Raw genomic sequence first — 25,907 nt, 5'->3', positions numbered from 1 at the left:
CATTGAAAGCGCGCCCAACTGCTTTCACCATATCTTAGGGAATCCGGTCGAAGTGCCTGCCGTATCAGGTGCCCGCCCATCTCCACCCATGGCAACCAACTTCCTGACCCAGATTTTCGGCAGTCGCAACGACCGGCTCCTCAAGCAGTATCGCAAGACGGTGGAACGCATCAATGCGCTCGAACCCGAGTTCGAGAAGCTCAGCGACGATGCGCTGCGTGCCAAGACGCAGGAATTCAAAGAACGCGTCACCAAGGGAGAATCGCTCGACGACCTGCTGCCGGAAGCCTTCGCCACGGTGCGCGAGGGCTCCAAGCGCGTCATGAAGATGCGCCACTTCGACGTCCAGCTGCTCGGCGGCATGGCGCTGCACAACGGCAAGATCTCCGAAATGCGCACCGGCGAAGGCAAGACGCTGACCGCCACGCTGCCGGTGTACCTGAATGCGCTGTCCGGCCAGGGCGTGCACGTGGTCACGGTGAACGACTACCTGGCCAATCGCGACGCGACCTGGATGGGCCGCCTCTACAACTTCCTCGGTCTCTCGGTGGGCATCAACCTGCCGCAGATGCCGCGCGAGGAAAAGCAGGCCGCCTACCGCAGCGACATCACGTACGGCACGAACAACGAGTACGGCTTCGACTACCTGCGCGACAACATGGTCTACGAGCCAGGCGACCGGGTCCAGCGCGGCCTGAACTACGCCATCGTCGACGAAGTGGACTCGATCTTGATCGACGAGGCCCGCACCCCGCTGATCATCAGCGGCCAGGCCGAAGACCACACCGACCTCTACCTTGCCATCAACAAGGTGGTGCCGCTGCTCAAGAAGCAGGAAGGCGAAGCCGATCCGCGCACGGGCGAGGGCGTCACGGTGCCCGGCGACTTCACGGTCGACGAGAAGACGCACCAGGTGTTCCTGACAGAAGACGGCCACGAGAATGCCGAACGCATCCTGGGCGAGTTCAAGCTGCTTCCCGAGGGCGCCTCGCTCTACGACCCGGCCAACATCACGCTGATGCATCACCTGAATGCAGCTCTGCGTGCCCGCCACCTGTACCACCGCGACCAGCACTACGTGGTGCAGCAGGGCGAAGTGGTGATCGTCGACGAATTCACCGGCCGCCTGATGACGGGCCGCCGCTGGAGCGACGGCCTGCACCAGGCCGTGGAAGCCAAGGAAGGCGTGGAGATCCAGGCCGAGAACCAGACGCTGGCGTCCATCACCTTCCAGAACTACTTCCGCCTGTACGGCAAGCTGGCCGGCATGACCGGCACGGCCGACACCGAGGCCTACGAGTTCCAGGAAATCTACGGTCTCGAGACCACGATCATTCCGCCCAACCGCATCAGCAAGCGCGAAGACCAGCTCGACCGCGTCTACAAGACGACGCGCGAGAAGTACGAGGCGGCCATCCAGGACATCCGCGAGTGCTACGAGCGCGGCCAGCCGGTGCTGGTGGGCACCTCGTCCATCGAGAACTCCGAAATCATCGACGGCCTGCTGACGCAGGCGGGCCTGCCGCACCAGGTGCTGAATGCCAAGCAGCACGCACGCGAAGCCGACATCGTGGCGCAGGCCGGCCGCACGAAGATGATCACCATCGCGACCAACATGGCCGGCCGCGGCACCGACATCGTGCTGGGCGGCAACATCGAGAAGATGATCGAGGCCATCGAGAACGACGAAGGCCGCGACGAAGCCACCAAGAAGGCCGACATCGAGCACGTGCGCGCCGAATGGGCCAAGGACCACGAGTTCGTGAAGTCGCTCGGCGGCCTGCGCATCATCGCGACCGAACGCCATGAGTCGCGCCGCATCGACAACCAGCTGCGCGGCCGTTCGGGCCGCCAAGGCGATCCGGGTTCGTCGCGCTTCTACCTGAGCCTGGACGATCCGCTGATGCGCATCTTCGCGGGCGACCGCGTGAAGGCGATCATGGACCGCCTGAAGATGCCCGATGGCGAAGCCATCGAAGCCGGCATCGTCACGCGCAGCATCGAGAGCGCGCAACGCAAGGTCGAGGCGCGCAACTTCGACATTCGCAAGCAGCTGCTCGAATACGACGACGTGTCGAACGACCAGCGCAAGGTGATCTACCAGCAGCGCAACGACATCCTCGATGCGGGCGACCTCACGGCGCAGATCGCGGCGCTGCGCGAAGGCTGCTTCACCGACCTCGTGCGCCAGTACATTCCGAGCGAATCGGTCGAAGAGCAATGGGACCTCGACGGCCTCGAGAAGAGCCTCTTCAACGAGTGGGGCATCGACATGCCGCTCAAGAAGGAAGTCGAGGCCTCGGACGCCATCGCCGATGAAGACATCGTCGAGAAGGTGCTCAAGAACGCCAATGAGACCTTCGACGCCAAGGTCGCGCTGATCGGCCAGGAAAACTTCACCCAGTTCGAGCGCATGGTGCTGCTGCAGAGCATCGACACCCACTGGCGCGAACACCTGGCCTCGCTCGACTACCTGCGCCAGGGCATCCACCTGCGCGGCTATGCGCAGAAGCAGCCCAAGCAGGAATACAAGCGCGAAGCCTTCGAACTCTTCGGCCAGTTGCTCGACTCGGTCAAGAACGAAGTCACGCGCCAGCTGATGACGGTGCGCGTGCAGTCGGGCGAGCAGCTCGAAGAGGCCGCCGAAGCGCTCGAAAGCCGTGGCGAGAACGTCGCCAACATCACCTACAGTGCGCCGACCGAAACCGGTGAAGTCGAGGTGCGTGTCGACGAGGAAAGCCAGCGCCGCCTGGCGGCCGCCGGTCTGGGCACGCTGAGCGCCGAAGCCCTGGCCTTTGCCCGCGTCGGCCGCAACGATCCGTGCCCTTGCGGCAGTGGCAAGAAGTACAAGCAGTGCCACGGCAAGCTCAGCTGAAGTCCGCAACACATTCACCGAGAGAAACCCCATGCCCGTGAACCTGTCTGCCCCTGATCCTGCCGCCTTGTTCGCGGTGCCCGGCGTTCGCATCGGCGTGGCCGAAGCGGGCGTGCGCAAGGCCAATCGCAAGGACCTGACCGTCGTGCTGATCGACGAAGGCTCGGCGGTAGGCGGGGTGTTCACCCAGAACCGTTTCTGCGCCGCGCCGGTGCAGGTCTGCCGCGACCATCTGGCCGCGAACTACGGCATCCGGGCGATGGTCATCAACACCGGCAACGCCAATGCCGGCACGGGCGAAGACGGGCTGATGCGCACGCGCTCCACCTGCATCGCGCTCGCGCGCAAGCTGGAGATCGCGCCTGAACAGATCCTGCCGTTCTCCACCGGCGTGATCATGGAGCCGCTGCCCGTGGACCGCATCGAAGCGGGCCTGCCGGCCGCGCTGGCCGATGCCGACGCGAACCACTGGGCGCGCGCGGCCGAAGGCATCATGACCACCGACACGATTCCCAAGGCCTTCAGCCAGCAGGTTCAGATCGGCGGCGTCACCGTCACCATCACCGGCATCAGCAAGGGCGCCGGCATGATCCGCCCGAACATGGCGACCATGCTGGGCTTCATGGCCACCGACGCGAAGATCGATCCGTCGCTGATCCAGCCGCTGGCCAAGCTGCTGGCCGACGCCTCGTTCAACCGCGTGACCATCGACGGCGACACCTCGACCAACGACTCGTTCGTGGTCATCGCCACGCAGAAGGCGTCGCACGCGACCATCACGTCGCTCGATTCGGCCGACGGCAAGGCGCTTGTGGCCGCGATGCAGAACGTGGCCCGCCAACTGGCGCAGGCCATCGTGCGCGACGGCGAAGGCGCAACCAAGTTCATCACCATCCAGGTCGAAGGCGGCCGCGATGCCGCCGAGTGCAAGCAGGTGGCGTATGCCGTGGCGCATTCGCCGCTGGTCAAGACGGCTTTCTACGCCAGCGACCCGAATCTGGGCCGCATCCTGGCGGCCGTCGGCTATGCGGGCATCGCCGACCTCGACCAGACCGGCATCGACCTGTTCCTCGACGACGTGCACGTGGCCGTCAAGGGCGGACGCAACCCGTCGTACCGTGAAGAAGACGGCCAGCGCGTGATGAAGCAGAGCGAGATCACGGTGCGCATTGGCCTCGGCCGCGGCACGGCCAGCGAGACGGTGTGGACCTGCGACTTCAGCCACGAGTATGTGACGATCAACGCCGATTACAGATCGTGATGACCCCCACGCTCCGCACTTCGTGTCGTCGCTGCCCCCCGAGGGGGAGCTCAACGCCTTTCGGGCGGCCGGGCGGGCGTCGATGAACGAGCAGTTCCAGAAGCTGATCGAGCGCGCCGAGCAGCTCATTTCCCGCATCGAATCGATCCTTCCGCAGCCGCTGGCCGCGCCCGCCGACTGGAACGCATCCATCGCCTGGCGCTACCGCCGCCGCAACTCGGGCCACGGTGTGCTCGAGCCAGTGAAGCACGTGGCCGCGATGGCGCTCGATTCGCTGAAGGAAATCGACGTCCAGAAGGAAAAGATCGCGCGCAACACGCAGCAGTTCGTCGAAGGCAAGCCGGCCAACAACGTGCTGCTGACGGGCGCGCGTGGCACGGGCAAGTCGTCGCTCATTCGCGCTTGCCTGCAGGCCTATGCGCCGCAGGGCCTGCGCCTGATCGAGGTGGACAAGGCCGAACTCGTCGACCTGCCCGACATCGTCGAAGTTGTGTCGCAGCGTCCCGAGAAATTCATCGTGTTCAGCGACGACCTGAGCTTCGACGAAGGCGAGCCGGGCTACAAGGCGCTGAAGTCGATCCTCGACGGATCGATTGCGGCCTCGACGCCCAACGTGCTGATCTACGCGACCAGCAACCGGCGCCATCTGCTGCCCGAGTACATGAAGGAAAACCTCACGTACACCCACACCGACGATGGCGAAGTCCATCCCGGCGAGGTGATCGAGGAAAAGATCTCGCTGTCGGAGCGCTTCGGCCTCTGGGTGAGCTTCTATCCCTTCAGCCAGAACGAATACCTGACGATCGTGGGCCAGTGGCTCTCGTCGTTCGGCGTGGACGAGGCCGCCATCGCGGCGGCGCGGCCCGAGGCGCTCGTGTGGGCGCTGGAGCGCGGTTCGCGCAGCGGCCGCGTGGCCTACCAGTTCGCGCGCGACTACGCGGGCCGGAGCGCCGCGTGACCGAGCCTCGCAAGCACACGGAAGTCGCGGTCGGCGTGCTGATTCGCCTGTCCGACGACGCGCTGCTGCTCTCGAGCCGGCCCGAAGGCAAGGCCTATGCGGGCTTCTGGGAGTTTCCCGGCGGCAAGATCGAGGCGGGCGAGACGGTCGAAGAGGCACTGCGGCGCGAGCTGCAGGAAGAACTCGGCATCACCATCGACGGCGCCGAAGTCTGGAAGATCACGGAGCATGACTACCCGCATGCGCTGGTGCGCCTGCACTGGTGCAAGGTGACGGCCTGGAGCGGCGAGTTCGAGATGCGCGAAGGCCAGCAGATGGCCTGGCAACAGCTGCCGCTGGACGTGACGCCGGTGCTCCCGGGCGCGTTTCCGGTGCTGCAATGGCTGTCGGAAGAGCGCGGCCTGCCGTTCGTGCCGCCGCCGGTCGTCGCGCCTGTTGCGCCGGCCAACTGACTGATTGATGCATCCCAAGTACCGTCCGGACATCGATGGGCTGCGCGCGATCGCGGTCGGGTCCGTGCTGGTGTATCACGCCTTCCCAACGGCACTGATGGGCGGCTTCGTCGGGGTCGACATCTTCTTCGTGATCTCGGGCTTCCTGATCACGACCATCATTCTCCAGAGCCTCGCGGCGGGTGACTTCAGCTACCGCGACTTCTACGCACGGCGCATCCGGCGGATCTTTCCGGCGCTGATCGTGGTGCTGCTGGCGACGCTGTGCGCCGGCTGGTATCTGCTGCTGTCCGATGAGTTCGCCGAGCTCGGCAAGCAGACCGTGGGTGGTGCGGCGTTCGTCGCCAACCTGGTGTTCTGGGGCGAGTCGGGGTACTTCGACACCGCAGCCGAAACCAAGCCACTGCTGCACTTGTGGTCGCTGGGCATCGAGGAGCAGTTCTACATTTTCTGGCCACTGCTGCTGGGGCTCGCATGGCGCAAGCGCTGGCCGATCGTGCGCGTGGTGCTGGTGGTCGCGGTGGTCTCGTTCCTGGTGAACGTGACGACGGTGCATCCGTTGCCGGCGGCGTCGTTCTACTCGCCGGCCTCCCGCTTCTGGGAGCTGATGGTGGGCGGCATCCTGGCCTGCATGCGGCTGAAGCCGCCGGCGCCGAGCGCGTGGCGCAGCCATTTGCAGTCGGTGCTGGGCGTCGGGTTGATCGTGCTCGGGCTGGTGATGATCCGCAGCAACAAGGCGTTCCCGGGCTGGTGGGCGCTGCTGCCCACGCTGGGCGCGGTGAGCTGCATTGCCGCGGGGCCGAACGGCGTGCTGAACAAGTACCTGCTGTCGAATCGGGTGATGGTGTGGCTCGGGCTCATCAGCTATCCGCTGTACTTGTGGCACTGGCCGCTGCTTGCGTTCGTGCGCATCGTGGAGGCCGACCCGCTGCATCCGTCGCCGGTCTACCGCGCCGGAGCGATGGTGGCCAGCGTGCTGCTCGCGTGGGCCACGTACCGCTTCGTCGAGCGCTACGCGAGAAACCGCCCCGGCGCGGGCACGCTCAAGGCACTGGGCGCGGGGATGGTGCTGCTGGCCGCCGCAGGCACGGCGATCTTCTTCGGCGTGCCCGAGCCGCGCAACAACAGCGCCCAACTGCAGATCGTCGCCAACGCCGGACTGGATGCCGACTACTACCAGGGCTTCAAGCTCGACATGATCGGCGACCAGCTGGTCTACAAGGTTGGCGGTGGGCCCAAGCGGGTGCTGTTCCTGGGCGACAGCCACGTGCAGCAGTACGCGCCGCGTGTGATGGAACTGGCCCGCACGCTGTCGATGGAAGACAAGTCGGCCTGGTTCGTGACCCAGGGCGCGTGTCCGGCGGTGCCGGGGGTCTTCGCGGACAAGAACATCGGATGCGCCGAGCGGCGCACTGCGTTGCTGGCCTATGCGCTGAGCCCCGAGGTCGATTCAGTCGTCATCGGCGGTTGCTGGAACTGCTACTTCGTCGGCCACGGCGCCCTGGAGTACTACTACCGCGGCGCGGACAACGTGGTCCATCCGTTCCAGGGCGGCGACGGCATCGAACGCTCGCTGGCTTCGCTGGAGGTCACGCTGCGCGAGCTGGCACGCCACAAGAAGGTCTTCCTGCTGCTCGACAACCCCGGTGGCCCGGAGTTCACGCCGAAGCGCCTGATCGAGGGCAGCCGCCTGACGCACATGGAGGCTTCGGTCTCGACGCCGACGACGCCGCTGCCGGCCGACCAGAAGCAGCTCAATGACCGGTTGCGCGCGATCGCGCAGGCGAGCGGAGCCGAGGCCATCGATGCGATGGCGGTGCTGTGCAAGGACGACCAGTGCATCCGCACGATGCCCGACGGTTCGCCCGCCTACAAGGACGCCGACCACCTGCGCCCGCGCTACACCCGGGAAGAGGCGAGCTACTTCGACCGCACGGTGCGCGCCGTGCAACAGCCGTCGCGCTGAGCGAGGCTGAGCGAACGATGCATCCCAAGTACCGCCCGGACATCGACGGCCTGCGCGCCATTGCGGTGGGCTCGGTGTTGGCGTATCACGCCTTTCCGAGCCTGCTGCCGGGCGGCTTCATCGGGGTCGACATCTTCTTCGTGATCTCGGGCTTCCTGATCACGACCATTCTTCTGCAGAGCCTGGCGGCGGGCGATTTCAGCTACCGCGACTTTTATGCGCGGCGCATCCGGCGCATCTTTCCGGCGCTGGTGCTCGTGCTGCTCGCGACGCTGGCCTTCGGCTGGTACGTGCTGCTGCCGGGCGAGTTCTCGCAGCTCGGCAAGCAGACCACGGGTGGGGCCGCCTTCTTTGCCAACCTCGTCTTCCTGGGCGAGGCCGGGTACTTCGATGCCACGGCAGAGACCAAGCCGCTGCTGCACCTGTGGTCGCTGGGGATCGAGGAGCAGTTCTACATCTTCTGGCCGCTGATGCTCGGGCTGGCCTGGCGCAAGCGCTGGCCCATCTTGCGCGTGACGCTGGCGGTGGCCGCGATCTCGTTCCTGGTCAATGTGCTGACGGTGCAGCCGCATCGTGCCGCGGCGTTCTATTCGCCGCTGTCTCGCGCCTGGGAACTGATGACCGGCGGGTTGCTGGCGGCGATGCGGCTGCAGGCTGCCAGCGGGTCGGCCCAGCCGCGTGCGTGGACGAAGCATGTGCAGTCCGTCGTCGGCGTGGGCCTGCTCGTGCTCGGCCTCTTCATGACGCGCAGCACGAAGGCGTTTCCGGGCTGGTGGGCGCTGCTGCCGGTGCTGGGGGCGGTGAGCTGCATCGCGGCCGGGCCGAACGGCGTGCTCAACCGGTATCTGCTGTCGAACCGCGTCATGGTGTGGATCGGCTTGATCAGTTATCCGCTGTACCTCTGGCACTGGCCGCTGCTTTCGTATGCGCGCATCGTGGTGGGCGGGGAGCCTTCGCTGCAGGTGCGCATCGCGCTGGTGGTGGCATCGGTCGTGCTGGCCTGGGCCACGTATCGTTTCCTGGAGCGCTTCGTCAAGCTTCATCTCTCGCAGACGATGCTGCGTGGATTGGCGGGCAGCGGCGCTGCGCTGGCGCTGGCCGGGGTGCTGGTTTTCCTGGGCACGCCGCCGCCGCGCAACGACAGCCAGGCCCTGCAGGCGGTGGCGGATGCAACGCGCGAAGACAACTACTACAACGGCTTCGAAGAGGCTGCGCTGGGCGGGCAGTTCGTCTACCGCACCGGCAGCGGCAAGCACAACGTGCTGCTGATCGGCGACAGCCACGTCGAGCAATACGCGCCGCGCGCGCTCGAAATGGTGCGCACGCAGCCTGGCAAGGCCCGCACGGTGTACTTCGCGACCAAGGGCTCGTGCCCGCCCGTGCCGGGCCTGTTCAGCGGCGCCGACACGGCGTGCGAAGAGCGGCGTGCAGCAGTGCTCGACCTGGCGCTGAAGCCGGAGATCGATTCGGTGGTGCTCGGTGCATGCTGGAGCTGCTACTTCACCGGCGCCGGTCCCACGGTGAACTACTTTGTCGACGACAAGAAGGCCGTGCACCCATTCCTCGGCGGGGACGGCGTCGACTTGTCGCTGAAGTCGCTGGGCGAGACGCTGAAGCGCCTGTCGGCGCACAAGACGGTCTACCTGGTGCTCGGCAATCCGGTCGGCATGGATTTCGATCCGCTCAAGCAGATCCAGGGTAGCCGGCTGGGCGGCATGACGGCGGCCACCGGGCAGCTCAAGGCGCCGATGCCGCAAGACCAGGCGCAGTTCAATGCGCGGCTGAAGCAGGTGGCCGAGGCCAATGGCGCGAAGGTCATCGAGCCGTTTGCCAGCCTGTGTGCCGATGGCCTGTGCATTCGCAGCATGCCGGACGACGGTTCGCCGGCCTACAAGGACATCGGGCACTTGCGGCCCCGGTACGCGCGCAGCTTCGCGACCTACATCGACCCTGCCTTGCTCGACGAGGACGCGGGCGGCAAGTAGCCAGCCCCGCGGCTGCCCGGCTGCTTACTGGATCTTGGGGTCGCCGAAAGGCTCGTCGTCAGGCGGCGCTTCGGCCGGCATGCGGAATTCTTCGCTGGCCCAGGCACCCAGGTCGACACCCTTGCAGCGCGCGCTGCAGAAGGGCCTGTAGGCGTTGCTCGGCGCGTAGATGCTGTCGCCGCCGCACGTGGGGCAGCGGACGATCCGTTCGCCCTTGCTGTTCAACCGTGTCGTCATGCGCAGAGGGTCAGCTCGAAAGGCGCGTCGTCCGAGCTTTGGTGGAGGCGGTCGTCCGCGTCATGGCGCATCAGGCGCACCGAGACCATGAGGCGGTTGCCGCTGATTTCAGGGATCAAGCCGAGCTTGGGGTCGATGCGCAGGCGCAGCAGCTGGAAGCTGCGGCCCTGCGGCAGGTTCTGCTGGAACTGGCCGTTGGTGGCGATCACCTTGTAGGGCACGTCGGCATCGCGCAGCAGCTTGAGCAGCAGGTAGATCGACGAGGCCAGCGGCGAGAGGGTGTTCGACCAGCGTTCGAGATCGGCGCGGCGGCTGGCGGCGGGGCGGTGCTGCCAGGCGTAGTAGGCGGGCAGGTCGAACTCGCAGGTGCCGCCCGGAATGCCGGCGCGGCTGCGGATGCTCATGAGCCACTCGTTCTCAGTCAGCGCCTGCCCGGCCTTGCCGGCCACGCTGTTGAGGGTGGCGAAGTTGCCTTCGAGCTGGCCGACGACCTGGTCGAGCACGGCCTCGGCGATGGCCGGATTGCCCCGGTAGCTGTTGAAGACGTTCTTGTGCTTGTCCAGGTCGCGCAGCACGTCGGCCTTGAGGTCGGCGCGCGCGGCGACGTCCATGATCTCGAAGATCGTGACCAGGGCGTAGTGGTGGGACAGAGGCGATTCGGCGGGCACCAGTTCACCGAGGCGGCGAAACAGGTGCTCCAGCCGCAAGTACGTGCGGATGCGCTCGTTGAAGGGGTACTCGTAGAGGATCACGCGTATCGTTTTTTCACGTCGGGTTCGAGCTCATTGTGATTTGGCAACCGGGGTGGGCATCACCTGGCGCACAGCCTCCAGCATACGCTGCCCGAAAAGAATGTAACCCCGGGTCGAGACGTGGGTCTCGTTGGCGGGAAAAAGATCCATCATCTTGAAGCGGTTCTCTTCTGCCAGCGCGAACAGGTCCGGTCCGATATTTTGCGGGTTGAATTCGGCCCGGAACGCATCGGCATGGTTTTGTTGCAAATACACGGTGCTCTTGTTGGGGACCACCATCCACACCACCTTGTAAGGCGCAGCGGTGCTTTCGAAGCGCTTCATGAACTGCGCGGACTCGGCCGTCAGCGCCGCGTTGACGCGGTCTTCGGCGGTCATGAGCAGCTTGTCGCAGGCGCGGTGGCTGAACTGCTTGCAGCCGTCGGGCACCACGCGCGCGTCGATCAGCGGGCCCCAGCGGTCGGGCGTGTTGGTCCAGCTGTCGGAGGCCATGATGGCCTTCGTGTTTTGGTATGTGAACCAGCCGCTGAGCAACTGGGCATCCCAGTTGAGCTGGAAGCCGGGGGCGGGCTTGGCCGGGTTCTCGAAGGGCGGCGGCGTGGGCTTGAAGGCGTGCTTCATCGTCTTGCAGCTCTCGGACTTCTCGATACGGTCCTGCAGCAGGCGCTCGATGCTCTCGACGATGACCACCTTGCCCTTGAAGCCGGATTTATCGAGCCAACCAGAGAAGTCGTCGCACAGGGTGCCGCCGAGGTTGTCCCAGTGCGTCGTGGTGACCTTGTAGCCGGCGCCCACGAGCGCCGATTGCCAGGCGTAGCGTACGGAGAAGCTGTCGCCGATCACCAGGATGTCGGACTCCTGGATCGGCCACGTCTTGATGTCCGCATCGGGGATAGGTGGTGGCGGCACGTGCCAGCCGAACTCGCGTTCCGAGATGCGTCCGATGCGGGTCAGGTCGCCGTAGGGAATGGGGGTGAAGAGGCTGCCGACCAGCAGCGCGCAGCACACCAGATAGCCCGCTACAAAGATGCGTAGCCAGGTCCTGGCCGATTTCGTGTCTTCCATGTCAGAACTGGAAATAGAGGAACGGGCTGTAGTTGCCGAACTTCGACACGCACAGGCCAAAAAGATAGATGCAGCCCAGGCCCGTGACCCAGGTGGCCAGGCGCTGGAGGCGGGGGCGGCCGGCCAGCCCCGCGACGTTCGGGATCCAGCGGTCGAGCGTGATGGTGGGCGGCAGCGCCAGGCAGATCACCAGGCCGACGAGGATGGTCTGGAAGAACTCGGGCTTGCGGAACGGCACGCGGAACTCGCTGAAGGCCGACACGGGCGCGCCGTGCATGCCCAGCATGCCCTTGTAGATCTCGACGGCGGCCGTCATGCTGTCGGCCCGGAACACCACCCAGGCGATCATCACGCACAGGAAGGTGATGAACCAGCCGACCACGCGGCCATACCATGTGGTCTTCGTGTTGCCGCGGCGCACCTTGGCGTTCCAGAAATGGTTGACCATCAGGTAGGCGCCATGCAGTGCGCCCCAGATGACGAAAGTCCAGGCGGCGCCGTGCCACAGGCCGCCCAGCAGCATCGTCAGGAAAAGATTGATGTAGCGCCGGGCCGGCCCCTTGCGGTTGCCTCCGAGCGGCACGTAGAGGTAGTCGCGCAGGAAAGTCGACAGCGAAATGTGCCAGCGGCGCCAGAACTCGATCATGTTGGTCGACTTGTAAGGCGACCTGAAATTGAGCGGCAGCTGCACGCCCACGCACAGAGACAGGCCGACCGCCATGTCCGAGTAGCCGGAGAAGTCGAAGTAGATCTGCAGCGTATAGGCCAGCACCCCGAACCAGGCCGTGTACAGCGAGGGCAGCACGCCTTCGTGCACGCCCTTGAACATCATGTCGGCGTACTGCCCCAGCGGGTCGGCGATCAGCATCTTCTTGGCCAGGCCGAATACGAAGATGCCCAGTCCGAGCGCCATGTTGTTGGCGTTGAACCGGTAGGTGGCCGGGTTGTTGAACTGCGGCATCATCTGCGCGTGATGCAGCACCGGGCCCGCGATCAGGTGCGGGAAGTAGGTGACGAACAGCGCGTAGTGCACGAAGCTGCGCTCCCGCACCTTGCCCTGCCAGCAGTCGACCAGGAAGGCGATCTGCGTGAAGGTGTAGAACGAGATGCCGATCGGCAGCACGATGTGCACCAGGTCGATCTGCGCGAAGCCCGCGGCGGCCAGGCCTGCATCGATGTTTTCCAGGAAGAAGTTGGCGTACTTGAAGACGGCCAGCACCCCGAGGTTGACCACCAGCGCGATGATCAACAGGGCCTTGCGGTGCTTGTCTTCCCGGCCAGGCGAGGGCGTGAGCCGAAGTCCGAACCAGTAGTTGATGCAGATCGACCCCAGCAGCAAGGGCAGTGCCTTGACGCTCCACCATCCGTAGAAGAAGAGCGAAGCCAGTGCCAGGAAACCCGCCGCCGACCGGGGGCTGCGCGCACCGATCAGGAAGAAGCCGATCAGGACCAGCGGGAAGAAAACAAAGATGAAAGGGTACGAATTGAAAAGCATCGTGAGGGGCGCTGAGGCGTGCGCCGTTTGACGTGATCGTCGTGTAGCCGTCGCGGCGTCAACCCCAAATTATCGCGTGCCCGGCCGAACCCACCGTTCCCAGAGACCCCGTACCTGCTGAGCGAGTTCCTCGAGCGTCAGCGACTCGTTGAAAATGACGGCGTCGGCGGCCGCCCGGCGCGCCTGGCGCGTGGCCTGCTGGGCGATCACCGCCTTGACCGCTTCCGGCGCCCAACCAGAGCGTGCGACGACGCGCTTGAGCTGCGTTTCCTCGGTGGCGTCGACCACCAGCACCCGGTCGACGATGGCGCGCCAGCGGCCGGATTCGACGAGCAGGGGAACATCGAACACGACGACCGTATCCTCGCCCGCTGCTGCGGCCTGGCGCTGGGTTTCGGCGCCGATCAAGGGGTGGAGGATGGATTCGAGGCGAGCCTTGGCTCCCGCATCCGCGAACACGATCTGTCGCATGGCGGCCCTGTCCAGGCCTCCGTCCGGGGCGATGACCCTGGGGCCGAAGGCTGCCTCGAGGGCCGGCATGGCGATGCCGCCTGGGAGTGCGATGGCGCGCGCGATGGCGTCGGTGTCCACCAGTACCGCCCCCTGGGCCACCAGCAGCCCGGCGACGGTGCTCTTGCCGCTGCCGATGCCGCCCGTCAGACCGATGCGCCGCACCATGCGGTGTGTCAATGGATCAGTGCGCCAAGGGGGAAGGCGAACGGAATCCATTGCCTCACGACTTCCGGGCCCGCCACCAGGCAGACGAGGCCCGCTCCGGCCAGGAAGGGGCCGAAGGCGATGGGAATGTCCTTGTGCGCCAGCTTGCCGGCGATGCGCAGCGTCACGCCGATCACCGCGCCCACCAGCGAGGAGACGAGGATGATCGCGATGAGGTAGTCGGCGCCGAGCCAGGCGCCCAGCGCGGCGAGCAGTTTGAAGTCTCCATAGCCCATGCCTTCCTTGCCCGTGACCAGGCGAAAGCCATGGTACACAAGCCAGAGGCTCAGGTAGCCGAACACCGCGCCCCAGACCGCCGAGCTCAGCGGCACGCCGGTCCAGCCCATGGCCGCGCCGATCAGGCCAAGCCAGAGCAGGGGGTAGTTGAGCGAGTCAGGCAGGAACTGGGTGTCGAAATCGATCAGGAACTGGCAGATCAGCAGGGCGCCGAATGCGGCCCACAGCGCTCCGGCCGGCGTGACGCCGAAGCGCCAGGCACAGAGGGCGAACAGGGCGCCCGTGACCAGTTCGACCATCGGGTAGCGCGGGCTGATCGCGGTCTTGCACGACGAGCAGCGCCCGCGCAGCATGGCGTAGCTCAGCACGGGGATGTTCTCGTACCAGCGGATCTTGTGCCCGCACGTTCCGCAGCGCGACGCTGGACGGGTCAGGTCGAAAGGAGGTTGTGCCTCGATGACGGCGGCGGCCTTGTCGGCTGCCGCTTCCAGCCCCGCGGGGGGCGCGACCTTCGGACCGAAGGCCAGCGACCACAGCGAGGGTGCGTCCTTCGACGGCATGAGATTGGCGACCGCGTCGGCGAGCCAGTCGCGGTACATCATCACCGGCGTGCGGTAGATGACGACATTCATGAAACTGCCGATCAATAGCCCCAGCACACCGGCGAAAGCGGTGTCGAACTCCCGCGAAACGAGCATCAAACGACCTGGCCGAGCTTGAAGATAGGCAGGTACATCGACACCACGATGCCGCCGATGATGGTGCCGAGGAACACGATGATGATGGGTTCCATCAGGCTGGAGAGGCCTGCGACCATGTCGTCCACTTCGGATTCGTAGAAGTCGGCGGCCTTGCCCAGCATGTGGTCGATGGAGCCGGATTCTTCGCCGATGGCGGTCATCTGGATCACCATGGACGGGAACAGGTTGGCGTTGGTCATGGCCGTGGTGAGGCTGGTGCCCGTGGAGACCTCCTGCTGGATCTTCGTCGTGGCGTCGCCGTAGACGGTATTGCCAGAGGCCCCGCCCACCGAGTCGAGGGCTTCGACCAGCGGCACGCCGGCGGCGAACATGGTGGCCAGCGTACGGGTCCAGCGAGCCACGCAGGATTTTTCGATCAGCGTGCCGAAAATCGGCACCTTCAGCAGTGCCCGGTCCATGACCCTTTGAAAGCGCTCGTTGCGCTTCCAGGCCTGCATGAAGAAGTAGAGCCCGCCGCCGATGCCGCCGAAGATCAGCCACCAGTACGAGACGAAGAACTCGCTCATCGCCATCACGAACAGCGTTGGTGCAGGCAGATCGGCCCCGAACGAAGTAAACACCTGCTTGAATGCCGGAATCACGAAGATCATGATGATGGCCACCACCACGAACGCCACGACGACCACGGAAGTGGGGTACATCAGGGCCGACTTGATCTTGGACTTGATCGCCTCGGTCTTTTCCATGTAGGTGGCCAACCGGTCCAGCAGTTCTTCGAGAATACCGGCTGCTTCGCCGGCCTCCACCAGGTTGCAGTAGAGGTTGTCGAAGTACTTCGGGAACTTGCGGAAGGCGGCCGACAGCGAGGTACCGGTTTCCACATCGCTGCGGATGTCGTTGAGCAGCTTGGCCACGCTCGCGTTCGCATTGCCGCGCCCGACGATGTCGAAGGACTGCATCAAGGGCACGCCGGCCTTCATCATGGTCGCCAGCTGGCGCGTGAAGATGGCGATGTCCTTGGGCTTGATCGCCTTGCCGGAGCGCATGCGGCGCTTCTTGATCTTGGACGCGAGCACGCCCTGGCGACGCAGGGCAGCCTGCACCTGGTTTTCACCGGCGGCGCGAAGTTCGCCGCGCACCATCTTGCCGTTGCGATCTTTGCCTTCCCATTCGAAGACAAACTCCTTGAGCCCATCACGTGAGCGGGTGGATGCCACTGTTGCCATTCGATCTCCGGTTTTCAGTGTGTTCGTTATTCGTTGGTGCAGGCCACGACTTCTTCCAGAGAAGTGAGACCTTGCATCACTTTGCGCAGACCCGACTGGCGCAGCGAGCGTACGCCCTCTGCCTCGGACTGCTGTGCGATGTCGAGCGCGCTGCCGTCCCGCAGGATGATTTCCTGGATGGCCTCGGTGATCGGCATCACCTGGTAGATGCCCACGCGGCCCTTGTAGCCGCCGCTGCAGGCGGAGCAGCCGACGGGGCGGTAGGGCTTCCAGGTGCCGTCCAGGTCTTCTTCCCTGAACCCCGCGTCGAGCAGCGCTTCGCGCGGGACGTCGGCCGGCACGCGGCAGACGGTGCACAGCCGCCGTGCAAGGCGCTGCGCCGTGATCAGGATCACGCTGGACGCGATGTTGAACGGCGCGATGCCCATGTTGCGCATCCGCGTGAGCGTGGTCGGCGCGTCATTGGTGTGCAGCGTGGAGAGCACCAAGTGGCCCGTCTGCGCGGCCTTGATCGAGATGTCGGCGGTTTCGAGGTCGCGGATTTCGCCGACCATGATGATGTCGGGATCCTGGCGCAGGAAGGCGCGCAACGCGGTCGCGAAGGTCAGGCCGGCCCGTTCGTTGACGTTGACCTGGTTGACGCCGGGCAGGTTGATTTCCGACGGGTCTTCTGCCGTCGCGATATTGACGCCCGGCTGGTTCAGCAGGTTCAGGCAGGTGTAGAGCGACACCGTCTTGCCCGAGCCCGTGGGGCCGGTGACGAGCACCATCCCGTACGGGCGGCCGATGGCATGCAGGAGCCGCGCCTTTTCATCCGCGTCGTAGCCCAGGGCATCGATGCCCAGACGCGCGCTGCTCGGGTCGAGAATACGAACGACGATCTTCTCGCCGAACAGCGTGGGCAGCGTGCTCACGCGAAAGTCGATCACGCGGTCGGGCCCGATCTTGAGCTTCATGCGGCCGTCCTGCGGCACGCGCTTCTCGGAGATGTCGAGCCGGGAAATGACCTTGATGCGCGATGCCAGCTTGTCCTTGATGACGGTGGGCGGGCTGGCGATCTCGCGCAGTTCGCCGTCGACCCGGAAGCGCACGCGGTAGTGGTGCTCATAGGGCTCGAAGTGAATGTCCGAGGCCCGCATGCCGACGGCGTCGAGCAGCATCTTGTGAAGGAAGCGCACGACCGGTGCGTCCTCGACTTCGGCGATCGCCTGCTCGTTGCTGTCGCCTGAGGTGTCGGCCGAGACATCGTCGAACTCGAACTCGCTGCCGACGATGTTGTTGATGCTCTCCGCTGCCGTCACTGCGGCGGCTTCGATCATTCGGGACAGCTTGTCGTATTCCGCGATGACCCAGTCGACACCCATCTGGGATGCGAACTTGATCTTCTCCGCCGCCTGCTGGTCCGAGGGGTCGGCTGTTGCAACAATCAGACGGTTGTTGCGTTTGCTGAGGACAACGATGCGGTACGCGTGACACAGCTTTGCGTCGAGCAGATCCTTCGGCAGGCGCTGGGGATCGATGGCGTCGAGATCGAGCAGCGGCGCGCCGAAGGCGGTGGAAAGGGTGTGGGCGAGATCGGCGGCCGAGACGGCGCCGGAGCCGGTCAGCTCCGCGATGAAGCTGGTGCGGCCGCTCAGGGACTTCTGGTAGATGTCTTCGGCGGCCCTGGCAGGAAGCTTGCCGGCCGACACCAGGGCGCGCGCGAGCCCGGGGAGGGCAATCTGCGAGGGTTCTTTAACTGGAAGTTCGGCAGCGGCCATTCAGCGAATGAAAAAGATGTGAAAAAGTGCTTCACGATCATCGCTGAACAGCCCAGTGCTGTAAATCGCTACACAGCAACAGGCATGGCCATTTATTTATGCCAGCCAAAGGCTGGTCGGGGTGAGAGGATTCGAACCTCCGGCCTCTACGTCCCGAACGTAGCGCTCTACCAGGCTAAGCTACACCCCGATGGTTGCAAGAAAAAAGAAATCGTCCTAGATGCCAACTCAGGAGAGGTGTTCAGGCACGTCGCTCAAGCAACTGAGCCGCCAATTGTAGCAAACCTGAAGCGTGCGAATTGGACGGGAAGCCGTTCAGCGCATGAATTGCGCGTTGTGCTTCGGCGGCAGCCGCCGCGCGGGAAGCATCCAGGGCTCCAGTTTCGCGAACGATCTCGACGACCTTGCCCAGCTGGGCGGTATCGCCCGCCTCGATGGCAGCGCGCACCAGGTCGCTCTGTGCCGAGGTGCCGCGCTGCATGGCGAAGATGAGCGGGAGCGTGGTCTTGCCTTCGCGCAGGTCGTCGCCGACGTTCTTTCCTGTCTCGTTGGCGTCGCCCGCGTAGTCCAGCACGTCGTCGATCACCTGGAAAGCGGTGCCGAGTGCCTGTCCGTAGGTTGCGCAGGCTTCTTCCACTTCGGGTGTGGCGCCTGCCAGCACGGCCGCGAGGCGGGTGCTGGCCTCGAAGAGCTTCGCGGTCTTCGAGCGGATCACGCGCAGATACGCCGCCTCGTCCAGCGATGCGTCGTGCATGTTCATCAGCTGGAGTACCTCGCCTTCGGCGATCACGTTGGTGGCTTCGGCCAGGATCTGCATGACGCGCATGTTGTTGGCATCCAACATCATCTGGAATGCGCGCGAGTAGAGAAAGTCGCCGACCAGCACGCTGGCCGGGTTGCCGAACGATTCGTTGGCGGTCGCCCGGCCGCGCCGCAGGGTCGATTCGTCGACCACGTCGTCATGCAGCAGGGTGGCCGTATGGATGAATTCCACAACGGCGGCCAGATTGAAGCGCTGCTCGCCGGTGTAACCCAGCGCGCCCGACATCAGCAGCAGGAGTGCCGGCCGCAGGCGTTTGCCGCCAGCGGAAATGATGTACCTGGAAACCTGGCTGACCAGCGGCACGCCCGTGTCGAGGCGGCGGGCGATCACACGGTCGACTTCGACCATGTCGCCGGCAATCAGGTCCAGCACGGTGGCGGTGGGGGAGGTGTCGGCGGCGGGAACTGGCAAAGCGGAGGCGCGGAGCGCTGCTGAGGATGATGGCGACCCAGGCGGAGGAAGGGCCGGAAGGCGCAAATTATAGGGAGCCGCGGCGGTTTGCCGGGATTGCGCTGGGCCGAAAGTGGTTAGCAACCACAAACAGCGCTATAATCTTGGGCTCTGCGGAATTCGCTGCGGAGACTCATTTCTAAGAGGTTTACATGTACGCGGTCATAAAAACCGGTGGCAAGCAGTATCGCGTTGCTTCCGGCGAGAAAATTAAAGTAGAACAGATTGCTGCGGACGTAGGCCAGGAAATCGTGATCGACCAGGTTCTGGCCGTCGGAAACGGCGCTGAAATCAAGGTTGGCACGCCCCTGGTGTCCGGCGCAACGGTGACAGTCACGGTACTGTCGCACGGCAAGCACGACAAGGTCCACATCTTCAAGATGCGCCGTCGCAAGCACTATCAGAAACGTCAAGGCCATCGCCAGCAGTTCACCGAACTGCAAATCGGCGCGATCGCCGGCTAAGGAGCAGATTCCATGGCACAGAAAAAAGGCGGCGGCTCAACGCGAAACGGGCGCGATTCCAAGCCCAAGATGCTCGGCGTGAAGGCTTTCGGCGGCGAGCTGATCAGCGCAGGCTCGATCATCGTGCGCCAGCGCGGCACCCAGTTCCACCCCGGCGTGAATGTCGGCGTGGGCAAGGACCACACGCTGTTTGCCCTGGTCGACGGCCACGTGTCGTTCGGTACCAAGGGTGCACTCAACAAGCACACGGTCAACGTGACCCCCGCGGCGTAAGCCTCGAGTCACTTCGACCTGCCCGAGGCCCCGCATTGCCGGGGCTTCTTCATTTGTAAACTGGACATCCCATGAAGTTCGTCGACGAAGCCTTCATCGACATCGCCGCCGGCGATGGCGGCAACGGCTGCGTGTCGTTCCGTCATGAGAAGTACAAGGAATTCGGCGGCCCCAACGGCGGCGACGGCGGCCGTGGCGGCCACGTGTTCGCGGTTGCCGACTCGAACCTCAATACGCTGGTCGATTTCCGCTACTCCCGCCGCCACGAGGCAAAGCGCGGCGAGCATGGCATGGGCTCCGACATGTTCGGCGCCGCGGGCGACGACATCATGCTCAAGATGCCGGTCGGCACGATCATCTCCGATGCCGAAACCGGCGAGGTGCTGTTCGAGCTGTTGAAAGAGGGCGAAGTCATCACCATTGCCAAGGGTGGCGACGGCGGCTTCGGCAACATGCGCTTCAAGAGCGCCATCAACCGCGCGCCGCGTCAGAAGACGCCCGGCTGGCCCGGTGAAAAGCGCAGCGTCAAGCTGGAGCTGAAGGTGCTGGCCGACGTCGGCCTGCTCGGCATGCCGAATGCCGGCAAGTCGACGCTGATCAGCGCCATTTCCAATGCCCGCCCGCGCATCGCTGACTACCCCTTCACGACGTTGCACCCGAACCTCGGCGTGGTGCGCGTCGGCCCGGAGCAGAGCTTCGTGGTGGCCGACCTTCCCGGTCTGATCGAAGGCGCATCCGAAGGTGCGGGCCTCGGCCATCTCTTCCTGCGTCACCTGCAACGCACGCGCCTGCTGCTGCACGTGATCGACATGGCACCGTTCGACGACAACATCGACCCCGTCGCTCAGGCCAAGGCCATCGTCGGCGAACTCAAGAAGTACGACGCCGCGCTCTACGAAAAGCCGCGCTGGCTCGTGCTCAACAAGCTCGACATGGTGCCGACCGAAGAACGCGCGGCGCGCGTCAAGGACGTCGTGAAGCGCCTGCGCTTCAAGGGGCCTGTGTTCGAAATCTCGGCACTCACACGCGAAGGTTGCGAACACCTGGTGCAGGCTGTTTATCAGCAGGTCAAGGCGCAGCAGGTGGCCGAGCACGCGCCGGTCGTCGTCGATCCGCGCTTCACGCCGTTGCCTTCCGAGGGCGCCTGAGCGGCGTTGCCGCATCGCCCCGCGGCCCTGCCAACAGGTGGATAGACAGACAGCAACCCACGCAGCATTCAAGACCGTTACACCCCGAAAATGACCTCGAACTCCGGATCCACTGCCTTGCGGGATGCCCGCCGTATCGTCGTCAAGGTGGGTTCCAGCCTCGTGACCAACGAGGGGCGCGGTCTCGACGAGGCCGCCATCGGCGAGTGGTGCCGGCAACTGGCTGCGCTGGTGCGCGAAGGGCGTGAGGTCGTGATGGTGTCGAGCGGGGCCATCGCCGAAGGCATGAAGCGCCTCGGCTGGCGCACCCGACCGCACGAAATCAACGAGCTTCAGGCCGCTGCGGCCGTCGGACAGATGGGCCTGGCCCAGATGTACGAAACCAAGCTGCGCGAAAACGAAATCGGCAGTGCGCAGGTGCTGCTGACCCACGCCGACCTGGCCGATCGCGAGCGCTACCTCAATGCCCGCTCGACACTGGTCACGCTGCTCAAGCTGGGTGTGGTGCCGGTCATCAATGAGAACGACACGGTCGTCAACGACGAGATCAAGTTCGGCGACAACGACACGCTCGGCGCACTCGTGGCCAACCTGGTAGAGGCCGATGCGCTGGTCATCCTCACGGACCAGAAGGGCCTGTACACGGCCGACCCGCGCAAGGACCCGGAAGCCAAGTTCGTGCACGAAGCCGCCGCGGGCGATCCGGCGCTCGAAGCGATGGCGGGTGGGGCGGGGTCGAGCATCGGCAAGGGCGGCATGATCACCAAGATCCTCGCGGCCAAGCGCGCCGCGGGCTCGGGCGCTTCTACCGTCATCGCCTGGGGTCGCGAGGCCGATGCCCTGCTGCGCCTGGCGCGGGGCGAGTCCATCGGCACGCTGCTGGTGGCGCAGACTGCCAAGCACCAGGCCCGCAAGCGCTGGATGGCCGACCATCTGCAACTGCGCGGCGCCGTCGTCGTCGATGCAGGCGCGGCCGCGAAGGTGCGAGCCGAGGGCAAGAGCCTGCTGCCGATCGGCATGACCAGCGTTTCAGGCGAGTTCTCGCGCGGCGACGTGATCGCGGTGCGCGATGTCGATGGCGTCGAGCTGGCCCGGGGCCTTGCCAACTATTCGAGCGTGGAGGCGCGCCTGCTGTGCCGCAAGCCCTCGAGCGAATTCGAGCGCCTGCTGGGCTATGTTGCGGAGCCCGAGATGGTCCACCGCGACAACATGGTGCTGATGCCCAGTTGATGATCCAGACAACAACGGGGCCTTGCGCCCCGTTGTTGTTTGGATTACTGCACTTCCCGCACCGGGTTGCGCATGTTCTGCACCATTTCCCCGATCGAGGCGCGCGGCGCATTGCCGCGACACAGGGCCTGGGTCGACAGCGCCCGGGTGTAGCTGGAGTTCAGGTCGTTCAGGCGTTTCCACTCCGGCTTTGCGACGTCCTGCCAGGCGCCGTTGTTGTAGCGCGCATAGCTCTTCATTTCCGCCGTAGAGCAGCGCACGCCCTCGTAGAAGGCGTTGACGGCACCGCCGTTGCGGTTGTGTGCCACCACCACGTAACGCACGATCCCGTCGCCAGTGATTGCGATCGTGTTCGGGTCGACGCCGAACTTCAGGCTCATGTAAGGCGGCATCTCGATCGGCAGCAGACGGCTTTCGCTGAAGGCCGGCGGCGGCGGCGTTGCCGTTTCTTCCCATTCCTTGTCCGTTTCGGACCGCTTCGGCGGCGGCGGGCTGCCGGCCTGCGCCCAGTCGGGGTTGTCGGTGTCGTGCTGGCCCGAGGCGCAGCCCGCGAGAACGCCGAAGCAGATCAGAAGAAGGGCGCGCTCAGCGTTGCGTCGGAAGGAACGGCGCTTTGTTGTTGTGGACAGGAGGTTCATCGCTCGCAGAAGGAATGTCGGGATGCGGATCGAAACTGCCGCCGGGCGGCAGGTCCAGTCCGGGAGGCGCCCCGGCGTCTGGCGAATGGCGCTCGAATTCTCGGGCGCGCACGTTGCTGCGCAGGAAGCGGTTGCGGAAATCCTGCCTTGGCAGGTAGCGAGCAAGCTCGGTGAGCGCCATCTCGTAGACGCCGCGCTTGAACTCGACGACCACGTCGAGCGGCACCCAGTAGTCGTGCCAGCGCCAAGCATCGAATTCGGGATGGTCGGTGGCACGAAGGTTGAGATCCCAGTCGTGGCCGACGAGTTGCAGCAAATACCAGATTTGTTTCTGGCCCTTGTAGTGGCCCCGTGCGTCACGGCGGATGAACCGATCCGGCACCTCGTAGCGCAACCAGTCGCGGGTACGGGCCACGATGCGCACGTGCTCCGGGTGGAGCCCCACTTCCTCGTGCAGTTCCCGGAACATGGCTTGCTCGGGACTTTCGCCGCGGTCGATGCCGCCTTGCGGAAACTGCCAGGAATGCGTGCGTATGCGTTTGCCCCAGAAAACCTGGTTTCTCTGGTTGAGCAGGATGATGCCGACGTTGGGCCTGAAGCCGTCCCGGTCGAGCATAATCAAACCCCAATTTTTGAACTGAGTCGATTATGCATGCCGGGTTGCCCTCGGCAAGCTGCCGATGCCAGGCTCTCAGGGTCTCTCCGGGGGAGCAGTCCCCCACTTCCCATTTTCGAATCCAGCGAATCCATCACACCGATCCCGATGAAAGCTTCCCGATTTTTTGTCTCCACTCTCAAGGAAGCGCCCGCTGACGCAGAGGTCGCGAGCCACCGGCTCATGATGCGGGCCGGCATGATCAAGAAGCTCGGCACGGGCATCTACACCTACATGCCCATGGGGCTGCGCGTGATCCGCAAGGTCGAGGCCATCGTGCGCGAGGAGATGAACCGCGCCGGCGCCGTCGAGATGACGATGCCGGTGGTGCAGCCGGCCGAGTTCTGGCAGGAGACCGGCCGCTTCGAGAAGATGGGCCCCGAGCTGCTGCGCATCAAGGACCGGCATGACCGCGACTACGTGATCCAGCCGACCAGCGAAGAGGTCGTGACCGACATCGCGCGCCAGGAGATCCGCAGCTACAAGCAGCTGCCGAAGAATTTCTACCAGATCCAGACCAAGTTTCGCGACGAGCGCCGTCCGCGCTTCGGGCTGATGCGCGGGCGCGAATTCATCATGAAGGACGCCTACAGCTTCGACCGCGACCTCGACGCGGCCAAGGCCAGCTACCAGACCATGGCGCAGGCATACCGCAACATCTTCGACCGCTTCGGCTTGCGCTATCGCGCCGTGGCGGCCGACAGCGGCGCCATCGGCGGCGACCTGAGCGAAGAGTTCCAGGTGATCGCCGCGACCGGCGAAGATGCCATCGTCTACTGCCCCGACAGCGAATACGCCGCCAACATGGAAAAGGCCGAGGCGCTGGCCCCGGCCGGCCCGCGTCCCGCGGCCGCCAATGCGCTCCAGAAGACTCCGACCCCCGGCAAGAGCACCTGCGCCGACGTGGCCGAGCTGCTCGGCGTGCCGCTGTCGACCACCATCAAGTCGCTGGTGCTGGCCACCGACATCGTCGATGAGGCCGGCAATCCGAAGGGCTCGCAGGTCTGGCTGCTGCTGCTACGCGGCGACCATGACATGAACGAGATCAAGGTCAGCAAGCTGCCCGGCCTGAACCAGGGCTTCCGCTTTGCGACCCTCGCCGAGATCGAGGACCACTTCGGCTGCAAGCCCGGCTACCTGGGCCCGCTGAACCTCAAGAAGCCCGTCAAGCTGGTGGCCGACCGCGAAGCTGCCGTCATGGCCGACTGGATCACCGGCGCCAACGAAGTCGACTTCCACATGACCGGCGTCAACTGGGGCCGCGACCTGCCCGAGCCTGACCTGATCGCCGACATCCGCAACGTGGTCGCGGGCGACGCCTCGCCCGACGGCAAGGGCGTGCTGGCCATCGAGCGCGGCATCGAAGTCGGCCACGTGTTCGTGCTGGGCACCAAGTACAGCAAGGACATGAACGCAACTTACCTCGACGAAGGCGGCAAGCCGCAGTTCCTCGAAATGGGCTGCTACGGCATCGGCATCACCCGCCTGCCGGCCGCCGCCATCGAACAGAACCACGACGAGCGCGGCATCATCTGGCCCGACGCGCTGGCTCCGTTCACGGTGGTGGTCTGTCCCATCGGCATGGACCGCAGCCCCGAGGTCAAGGTCGCGGCCGAAGCGCTCTACGAAGAGCTGCTTGCCAAGGGCGTCGATGTGCTGCTCGACGATCGCGGCGAGCGCCCCGGCGCGATGTTCGCCGACTGGGAGCTGATCGGCGTGCCGCACCGCGTTGTCATCTCGGATCGCGGTCTCAAGGAAGGTCAGCTCGAATACCAGGGCCGGCGTGACACCGCGGCCACCAAGGTGCCCGCAGCCGGCATCGTCGACTTCATCACCGGCAAGCTCGCCAAATGAGCCTCGAGGGCGGCTTCTCGCGACGCCAGTGCCTGGGCGGCGCCGTGACGGCGGGCGCCCTCGCAATGCTGTCGCTGCCGCAGACCGCTCTGGCCGGTGCGCAGATCGAGGAGCCGCTGATCGACTCGGTGCGCACCGCACTGAGCTCCGCCATCCACAACAAGGCGCCGCCGGTGCCCCAGTTCGCGAACACCGAAGCCCGCCTGGCCTACCTGCGCTGGCTCGGCGAGATGAGCGAACGCCTCAAGAAGAAGATCGCCGACGCGCCCTCGCGCATCGAATTCCTGCAGACCGCCTGGTACGAAGCCAAGCGCTCGGGGCTCGAGGTGAGCCTGGTGCTCGGGCTGGTGCAGGTCGAGAGCAATTTCCGCAAGTTCGCGGTGTCGAGCGCCGGCGCGCGCGGCTACATGCAGGTCATGCCGTTCTGGACGCGCGTGATCGGCGACAGCGATTCGGCCAAGCTCTTCCACATGCAGACCAACCTGCGCTTCGGCTGCGTGATCCTGCGCCACTACCTCGACCGCGAGAACGGCGACCTGTACATGACGCTGGGTCGCTACAACGGCAGCCGCGGCAAGTCGCCTTACCCGAACGCGGTGTTCGCCAACCAGCGGCTCTGGGTGTTCAACGACAAGGAACGCGAGAAGGAAAAGGACAAGGACCGGTCGGCGGCCTGAGTCTGCAA

23 protein-coding genes and 1 tRNA gene are annotated in these 25,907 nt (G+C 65.1%); 12 read left to right on the top strand and 12 right to left on the bottom strand.

Features of this window, described 5'->3' with window-relative positions:
- Positions 1 to 88: 88 nt before the first annotated feature.
- From secA to ACTG4X_RS28025, 6 genes are all read left to right on the top strand, one after another.
- Positions 89 to 2,875: a preprotein translocase subunit SecA gene (gene secA, locus ACTG4X_RS28050; protein WP_093077491.1), complete on the top strand. Its 2,787-nt coding sequence runs from the start codon at positions 89 to 91 to the stop codon at positions 2,873 to 2,875.
- Positions 2,876 to 2,906: 31 nt separating this feature from the next.
- Positions 2,907 to 4,136, top strand: a complete 1,230-nt coding sequence (gene argJ / locus ACTG4X_RS28045; protein ID WP_097198193.1) for a bifunctional glutamate N-acetyltransferase/amino-acid acetyltransferase ArgJ — start codon at positions 2,907 to 2,909, stop codon at positions 4,134 to 4,136.
- Between the two features lie 82 nt (positions 4,137 to 4,218).
- Positions 4,219 to 5,094 (top strand): ATP-binding protein, encoded by an 876-nt coding sequence (locus tag ACTG4X_RS28040; RefSeq protein WP_093077488.1) that lies wholly within the window; start codon positions 4,219 to 4,221, stop codon positions 5,092 to 5,094.
- Positions 5,091 to 5,546 (top strand): NUDIX domain-containing protein, encoded by a 456-nt coding sequence (locus ACTG4X_RS28035; protein WP_093057438.1) that lies wholly within the window; start codon positions 5,091 to 5,093, stop codon positions 5,544 to 5,546. The genes ACTG4X_RS28040 and ACTG4X_RS28035 overlap by 4 nt, the downstream gene beginning before the upstream one ends.
- 7 nt (positions 5,547 to 5,553) lie before the next feature.
- On the top strand, positions 5,554 to 7,512 hold the full coding sequence (locus ACTG4X_RS28030) for an acyltransferase family protein (RefSeq protein ID WP_258353218.1): 1,959 nt from the start codon (positions 5,554 to 5,556) through the stop codon (positions 7,510 to 7,512).
- Between the two features lie 17 nt (positions 7,513 to 7,529).
- Entirely contained in the window at positions 7,530 to 9,497 is a 1,968-nt protein-coding gene (locus tag ACTG4X_RS28025; RefSeq protein ID WP_440532462.1) for an acyltransferase family protein, read from the top strand.
- A 24-nt stretch (positions 9,498 to 9,521) separates the two neighbouring features.
- On the opposite strand, the gene ACTG4X_RS28020 is transcribed toward ACTG4X_RS28025, so the two are convergent.
- From ACTG4X_RS28020 to ACTG4X_RS27975, 10 genes are all read right to left on the bottom strand, one after another.
- Entirely contained in the window at positions 9,522 to 9,734 is a 213-nt protein-coding gene (locus ACTG4X_RS28020; RefSeq protein WP_007833230.1) for a DNA gyrase inhibitor YacG, read from the bottom strand.
- Entirely contained in the window at positions 9,731 to 10,486 is a 756-nt protein-coding gene (gene zapD / locus ACTG4X_RS28015) for a cell division protein ZapD (RefSeq protein WP_093057441.1), read from the bottom strand. Before zapD ends, ACTG4X_RS28020 begins: the two co-directional genes overlap by 4 nt.
- Positions 10,487 to 10,516: 30 nt before the next feature.
- Complete coding sequence (locus ACTG4X_RS28010) at positions 10,517 to 11,551, bottom strand: hypothetical protein (RefSeq protein WP_097198196.1); 1,035 nt, start codon at positions 11,549 to 11,551, stop codon at positions 10,517 to 10,519.
- Position 11,552: 1 nt separating this feature from the next.
- Positions 11,553 to 13,046, bottom strand: coding sequence for an MBOAT family O-acyltransferase (locus ACTG4X_RS28005; RefSeq protein WP_097198197.1), 1,494 nt, complete (start codon positions 13,044 to 13,046; stop codon positions 11,553 to 11,555).
- Between the two features lie 69 nt (positions 13,047 to 13,115).
- Positions 13,116 to 13,724 carry a dephospho-CoA kinase gene (coaE, locus tag ACTG4X_RS28000; RefSeq protein ID WP_179830393.1) on the bottom strand — a complete coding sequence of 203 codons (609 nt, stop codon included), beginning with the start codon at positions 13,722 to 13,724 and terminating at the stop codon, positions 13,116 to 13,118.
- 8 nt (positions 13,725 to 13,732) lie between these two features.
- Entirely contained in the window at positions 13,733 to 14,698 is a 966-nt protein-coding gene (locus ACTG4X_RS27995) for a prepilin peptidase (protein ID WP_440532461.1), read from the bottom strand.
- Positions 14,698 to 15,927 carry a type II secretion system F family protein gene (locus tag ACTG4X_RS27990; RefSeq protein ID WP_093179184.1) on the bottom strand — a complete coding sequence of 410 codons (1,230 nt, stop codon included), beginning with the start codon at positions 15,925 to 15,927 and terminating at the stop codon, positions 14,698 to 14,700. Before ACTG4X_RS27990 ends, ACTG4X_RS27995 begins: the two co-directional genes overlap by 1 nt.
- 26 nt (positions 15,928 to 15,953) lie before the next feature.
- Positions 15,954 to 17,687, bottom strand: coding sequence for a type IV-A pilus assembly ATPase PilB (pilB, locus tag ACTG4X_RS27985; protein ID WP_097198199.1), 1,734 nt, complete (start codon positions 17,685 to 17,687; stop codon positions 15,954 to 15,956).
- Between the two features lie 113 nt (positions 17,688 to 17,800).
- A tRNA-Pro gene (locus ACTG4X_RS27980) sits at positions 17,801 to 17,877 on the bottom strand.
- 51 nt (positions 17,878 to 17,928) lie between these two features.
- A complete protein-coding gene (locus ACTG4X_RS27975; RefSeq protein WP_093057447.1) occupies positions 17,929 to 18,921 on the bottom strand; it encodes a polyprenyl synthetase family protein in 993 nt (330 codons plus the stop codon).
- A 191-nt stretch (positions 18,922 to 19,112) separates the two neighbouring features.
- Between ACTG4X_RS27975 and rplU the strand changes: the two genes are divergently transcribed.
- The 4 genes from rplU to proB all read left to right on the top strand — a co-directional run bounded on the left by rplU (position 19,113) and on the right by proB (position 22,075).
- On the top strand, positions 19,113 to 19,424 hold the full coding sequence (rplU, locus tag ACTG4X_RS27970; protein ID WP_007833243.1) for a 50S ribosomal protein L21: 312 nt from the start codon (positions 19,113 to 19,115) through the stop codon (positions 19,422 to 19,424).
- A 12-nt stretch (positions 19,425 to 19,436) separates the two neighbouring features.
- Positions 19,437 to 19,697 (top strand): 50S ribosomal protein L27, encoded by a 261-nt coding sequence (gene rpmA, locus ACTG4X_RS27965; protein WP_093057448.1) that lies wholly within the window; start codon positions 19,437 to 19,439, stop codon positions 19,695 to 19,697.
- Between the two features lie 71 nt (positions 19,698 to 19,768).
- Positions 19,769 to 20,845: an Obg family GTPase CgtA gene (cgtA, locus tag ACTG4X_RS27960; protein WP_440532460.1), complete on the top strand. Its 1,077-nt coding sequence runs from the start codon at positions 19,769 to 19,771 to the stop codon at positions 20,843 to 20,845.
- A 90-nt stretch (positions 20,846 to 20,935) separates the two neighbouring features.
- On the top strand, positions 20,936 to 22,075 hold the full coding sequence (gene proB, locus ACTG4X_RS27955; protein ID WP_093057450.1) for a glutamate 5-kinase: 1,140 nt from the start codon (positions 20,936 to 20,938) through the stop codon (positions 22,073 to 22,075).
- Positions 22,076 to 22,119: 44 nt separating this feature from the next.
- Here the strand turns inward: proB and ACTG4X_RS27950 are convergent, their stop codons facing one another.
- Positions 22,120 to 22,713, bottom strand: coding sequence for a CNP1-like family protein (locus ACTG4X_RS27950; RefSeq protein ID WP_176928885.1), 594 nt, complete (start codon positions 22,711 to 22,713; stop codon positions 22,120 to 22,122).
- Positions 22,661 to 23,329, bottom strand: coding sequence for an RNA pyrophosphohydrolase (locus ACTG4X_RS27945; protein ID WP_093057451.1), 669 nt, complete (start codon positions 23,327 to 23,329; stop codon positions 22,661 to 22,663). The genes ACTG4X_RS27950 and ACTG4X_RS27945 overlap by 53 nt, the downstream gene beginning before the upstream one ends.
- 147 nt (positions 23,330 to 23,476) lie before the next feature.
- Between ACTG4X_RS27945 and ACTG4X_RS27940 the strand changes: the two genes are divergently transcribed.
- Both ACTG4X_RS27940 and ACTG4X_RS27935 read left to right on the top strand, forming a co-directional pair.
- The gene (locus ACTG4X_RS27940; RefSeq protein ID WP_097198200.1) at positions 23,477 to 25,222 is read left to right on the top strand and encodes a proline--tRNA ligase; all 1,746 of its coding nucleotides are present in this window, start codon (positions 23,477 to 23,479) and stop codon (positions 25,220 to 25,222) included.
- Positions 25,219 to 25,899 carry a lytic transglycosylase domain-containing protein gene (locus tag ACTG4X_RS27935; protein ID WP_097198201.1) on the top strand — a complete coding sequence of 227 codons (681 nt, stop codon included), beginning with the start codon at positions 25,219 to 25,221 and terminating at the stop codon, positions 25,897 to 25,899. The genes ACTG4X_RS27940 and ACTG4X_RS27935 overlap by 4 nt, the downstream gene beginning before the upstream one ends.
- Positions 25,900 to 25,907 lie beyond the last annotated feature (8 nt).

Source organism: Variovorax sp. YR566, from assembly GCF_051992195.1.
Taxonomy (GTDB): Bacteria; Pseudomonadota; Gammaproteobacteria; order Burkholderiales; family Burkholderiaceae_C; genus Variovorax.
The sequence above is the reverse complement of the archived record's forward strand: the minus strand, read 5'-3'. Positions and strand labels throughout refer to the sequence as shown.

What these genes read in the sequence shown, in the direction of transcription:
- ACTG4X_RS27995 (WP_440532461.1), bottom strand. Translation starts at nt 14,698, where the DNA reads ATGCTCGTTTCGCGGGAGTTCGACACCGCTTTCGCCGGTGTGCTGGGG.
- argJ (WP_097198193.1), top strand. Translation starts at nt 2,907, where the DNA reads ATGCCCGTGAACCTGTCTGCCCCTGATCCTGCCGCCTTGTTCGCGGTG.
- ACTG4X_RS27990 (WP_093179184.1), bottom strand. Translation starts at nt 15,927, where the DNA reads ATGGCAACAGTGGCATCCACCCGCTCACGTGATGGGCTCAAGGAGTTT.
- secA (WP_093077491.1), top strand. Translation starts at nt 89, where the DNA reads ATGGCAACCAACTTCCTGACCCAGATTTTCGGCAGTCGCAACGACCGG.
- ACTG4X_RS27940 (WP_097198200.1), top strand. Translation starts at nt 23,477, where the DNA reads ATGAAAGCTTCCCGATTTTTTGTCTCCACTCTCAAGGAAGCGCCCGCT.
- ACTG4X_RS28030 (WP_258353218.1), top strand. Translation starts at nt 5,554, where the DNA reads ATGCATCCCAAGTACCGTCCGGACATCGATGGGCTGCGCGCGATCGCG.
- coaE (WP_179830393.1), bottom strand. Translation starts at nt 13,724, where the DNA reads ATGGTGCGGCGCATCGGTCTGACGGGCGGCATCGGCAGCGGCAAGAGC.
- ACTG4X_RS28005 (WP_097198197.1), bottom strand. Translation starts at nt 13,046, where the DNA reads ATGCTTTTCAATTCGTACCCTTTCATCTTTGTTTTCTTCCCGCTGGTC.
- cgtA (WP_440532460.1), top strand. Translation starts at nt 19,769, where the DNA reads ATGAAGTTCGTCGACGAAGCCTTCATCGACATCGCCGCCGGCGATGGC.
- ACTG4X_RS28010 (WP_097198196.1), bottom strand. Translation starts at nt 11,551, where the DNA reads ATGGAAGACACGAAATCGGCCAGGACCTGGCTACGCATCTTTGTAGCG.
- pilB (WP_097198199.1), bottom strand. Translation starts at nt 17,687, where the DNA reads ATGGCCGCTGCCGAACTTCCAGTTAAAGAACCCTCGCAGATTGCCCTC.
- rpmA (WP_093057448.1), top strand. Translation starts at nt 19,437, where the DNA reads ATGGCACAGAAAAAAGGCGGCGGCTCAACGCGAAACGGGCGCGATTCC.
- proB (WP_093057450.1), top strand. Translation starts at nt 20,936, where the DNA reads ATGACCTCGAACTCCGGATCCACTGCCTTGCGGGATGCCCGCCGTATC.
- ACTG4X_RS27950 (WP_176928885.1), bottom strand. Translation starts at nt 22,713, where the DNA reads ATGAACCTCCTGTCCACAACAACAAAGCGCCGTTCCTTCCGACGCAAC.
- ACTG4X_RS27945 (WP_093057451.1), bottom strand. Translation starts at nt 23,329, where the DNA reads ATGCTCGACCGGGACGGCTTCAGGCCCAACGTCGGCATCATCCTGCTC.
- ACTG4X_RS28020 (WP_007833230.1), bottom strand. Translation starts at nt 9,734, where the DNA reads ATGACGACACGGTTGAACAGCAAGGGCGAACGGATCGTCCGCTGCCCC.
- ACTG4X_RS27935 (WP_097198201.1), top strand. Translation starts at nt 25,219, where the DNA reads ATGAGCCTCGAGGGCGGCTTCTCGCGACGCCAGTGCCTGGGCGGCGCC.
- ACTG4X_RS28040 (WP_093077488.1), top strand. Translation starts at nt 4,219, where the DNA reads ATGAACGAGCAGTTCCAGAAGCTGATCGAGCGCGCCGAGCAGCTCATT.
- ACTG4X_RS28025 (WP_440532462.1), top strand. Translation starts at nt 7,530, where the DNA reads ATGCATCCCAAGTACCGCCCGGACATCGACGGCCTGCGCGCCATTGCG.
- rplU (WP_007833243.1), top strand. Translation starts at nt 19,113, where the DNA reads ATGTACGCGGTCATAAAAACCGGTGGCAAGCAGTATCGCGTTGCTTCC.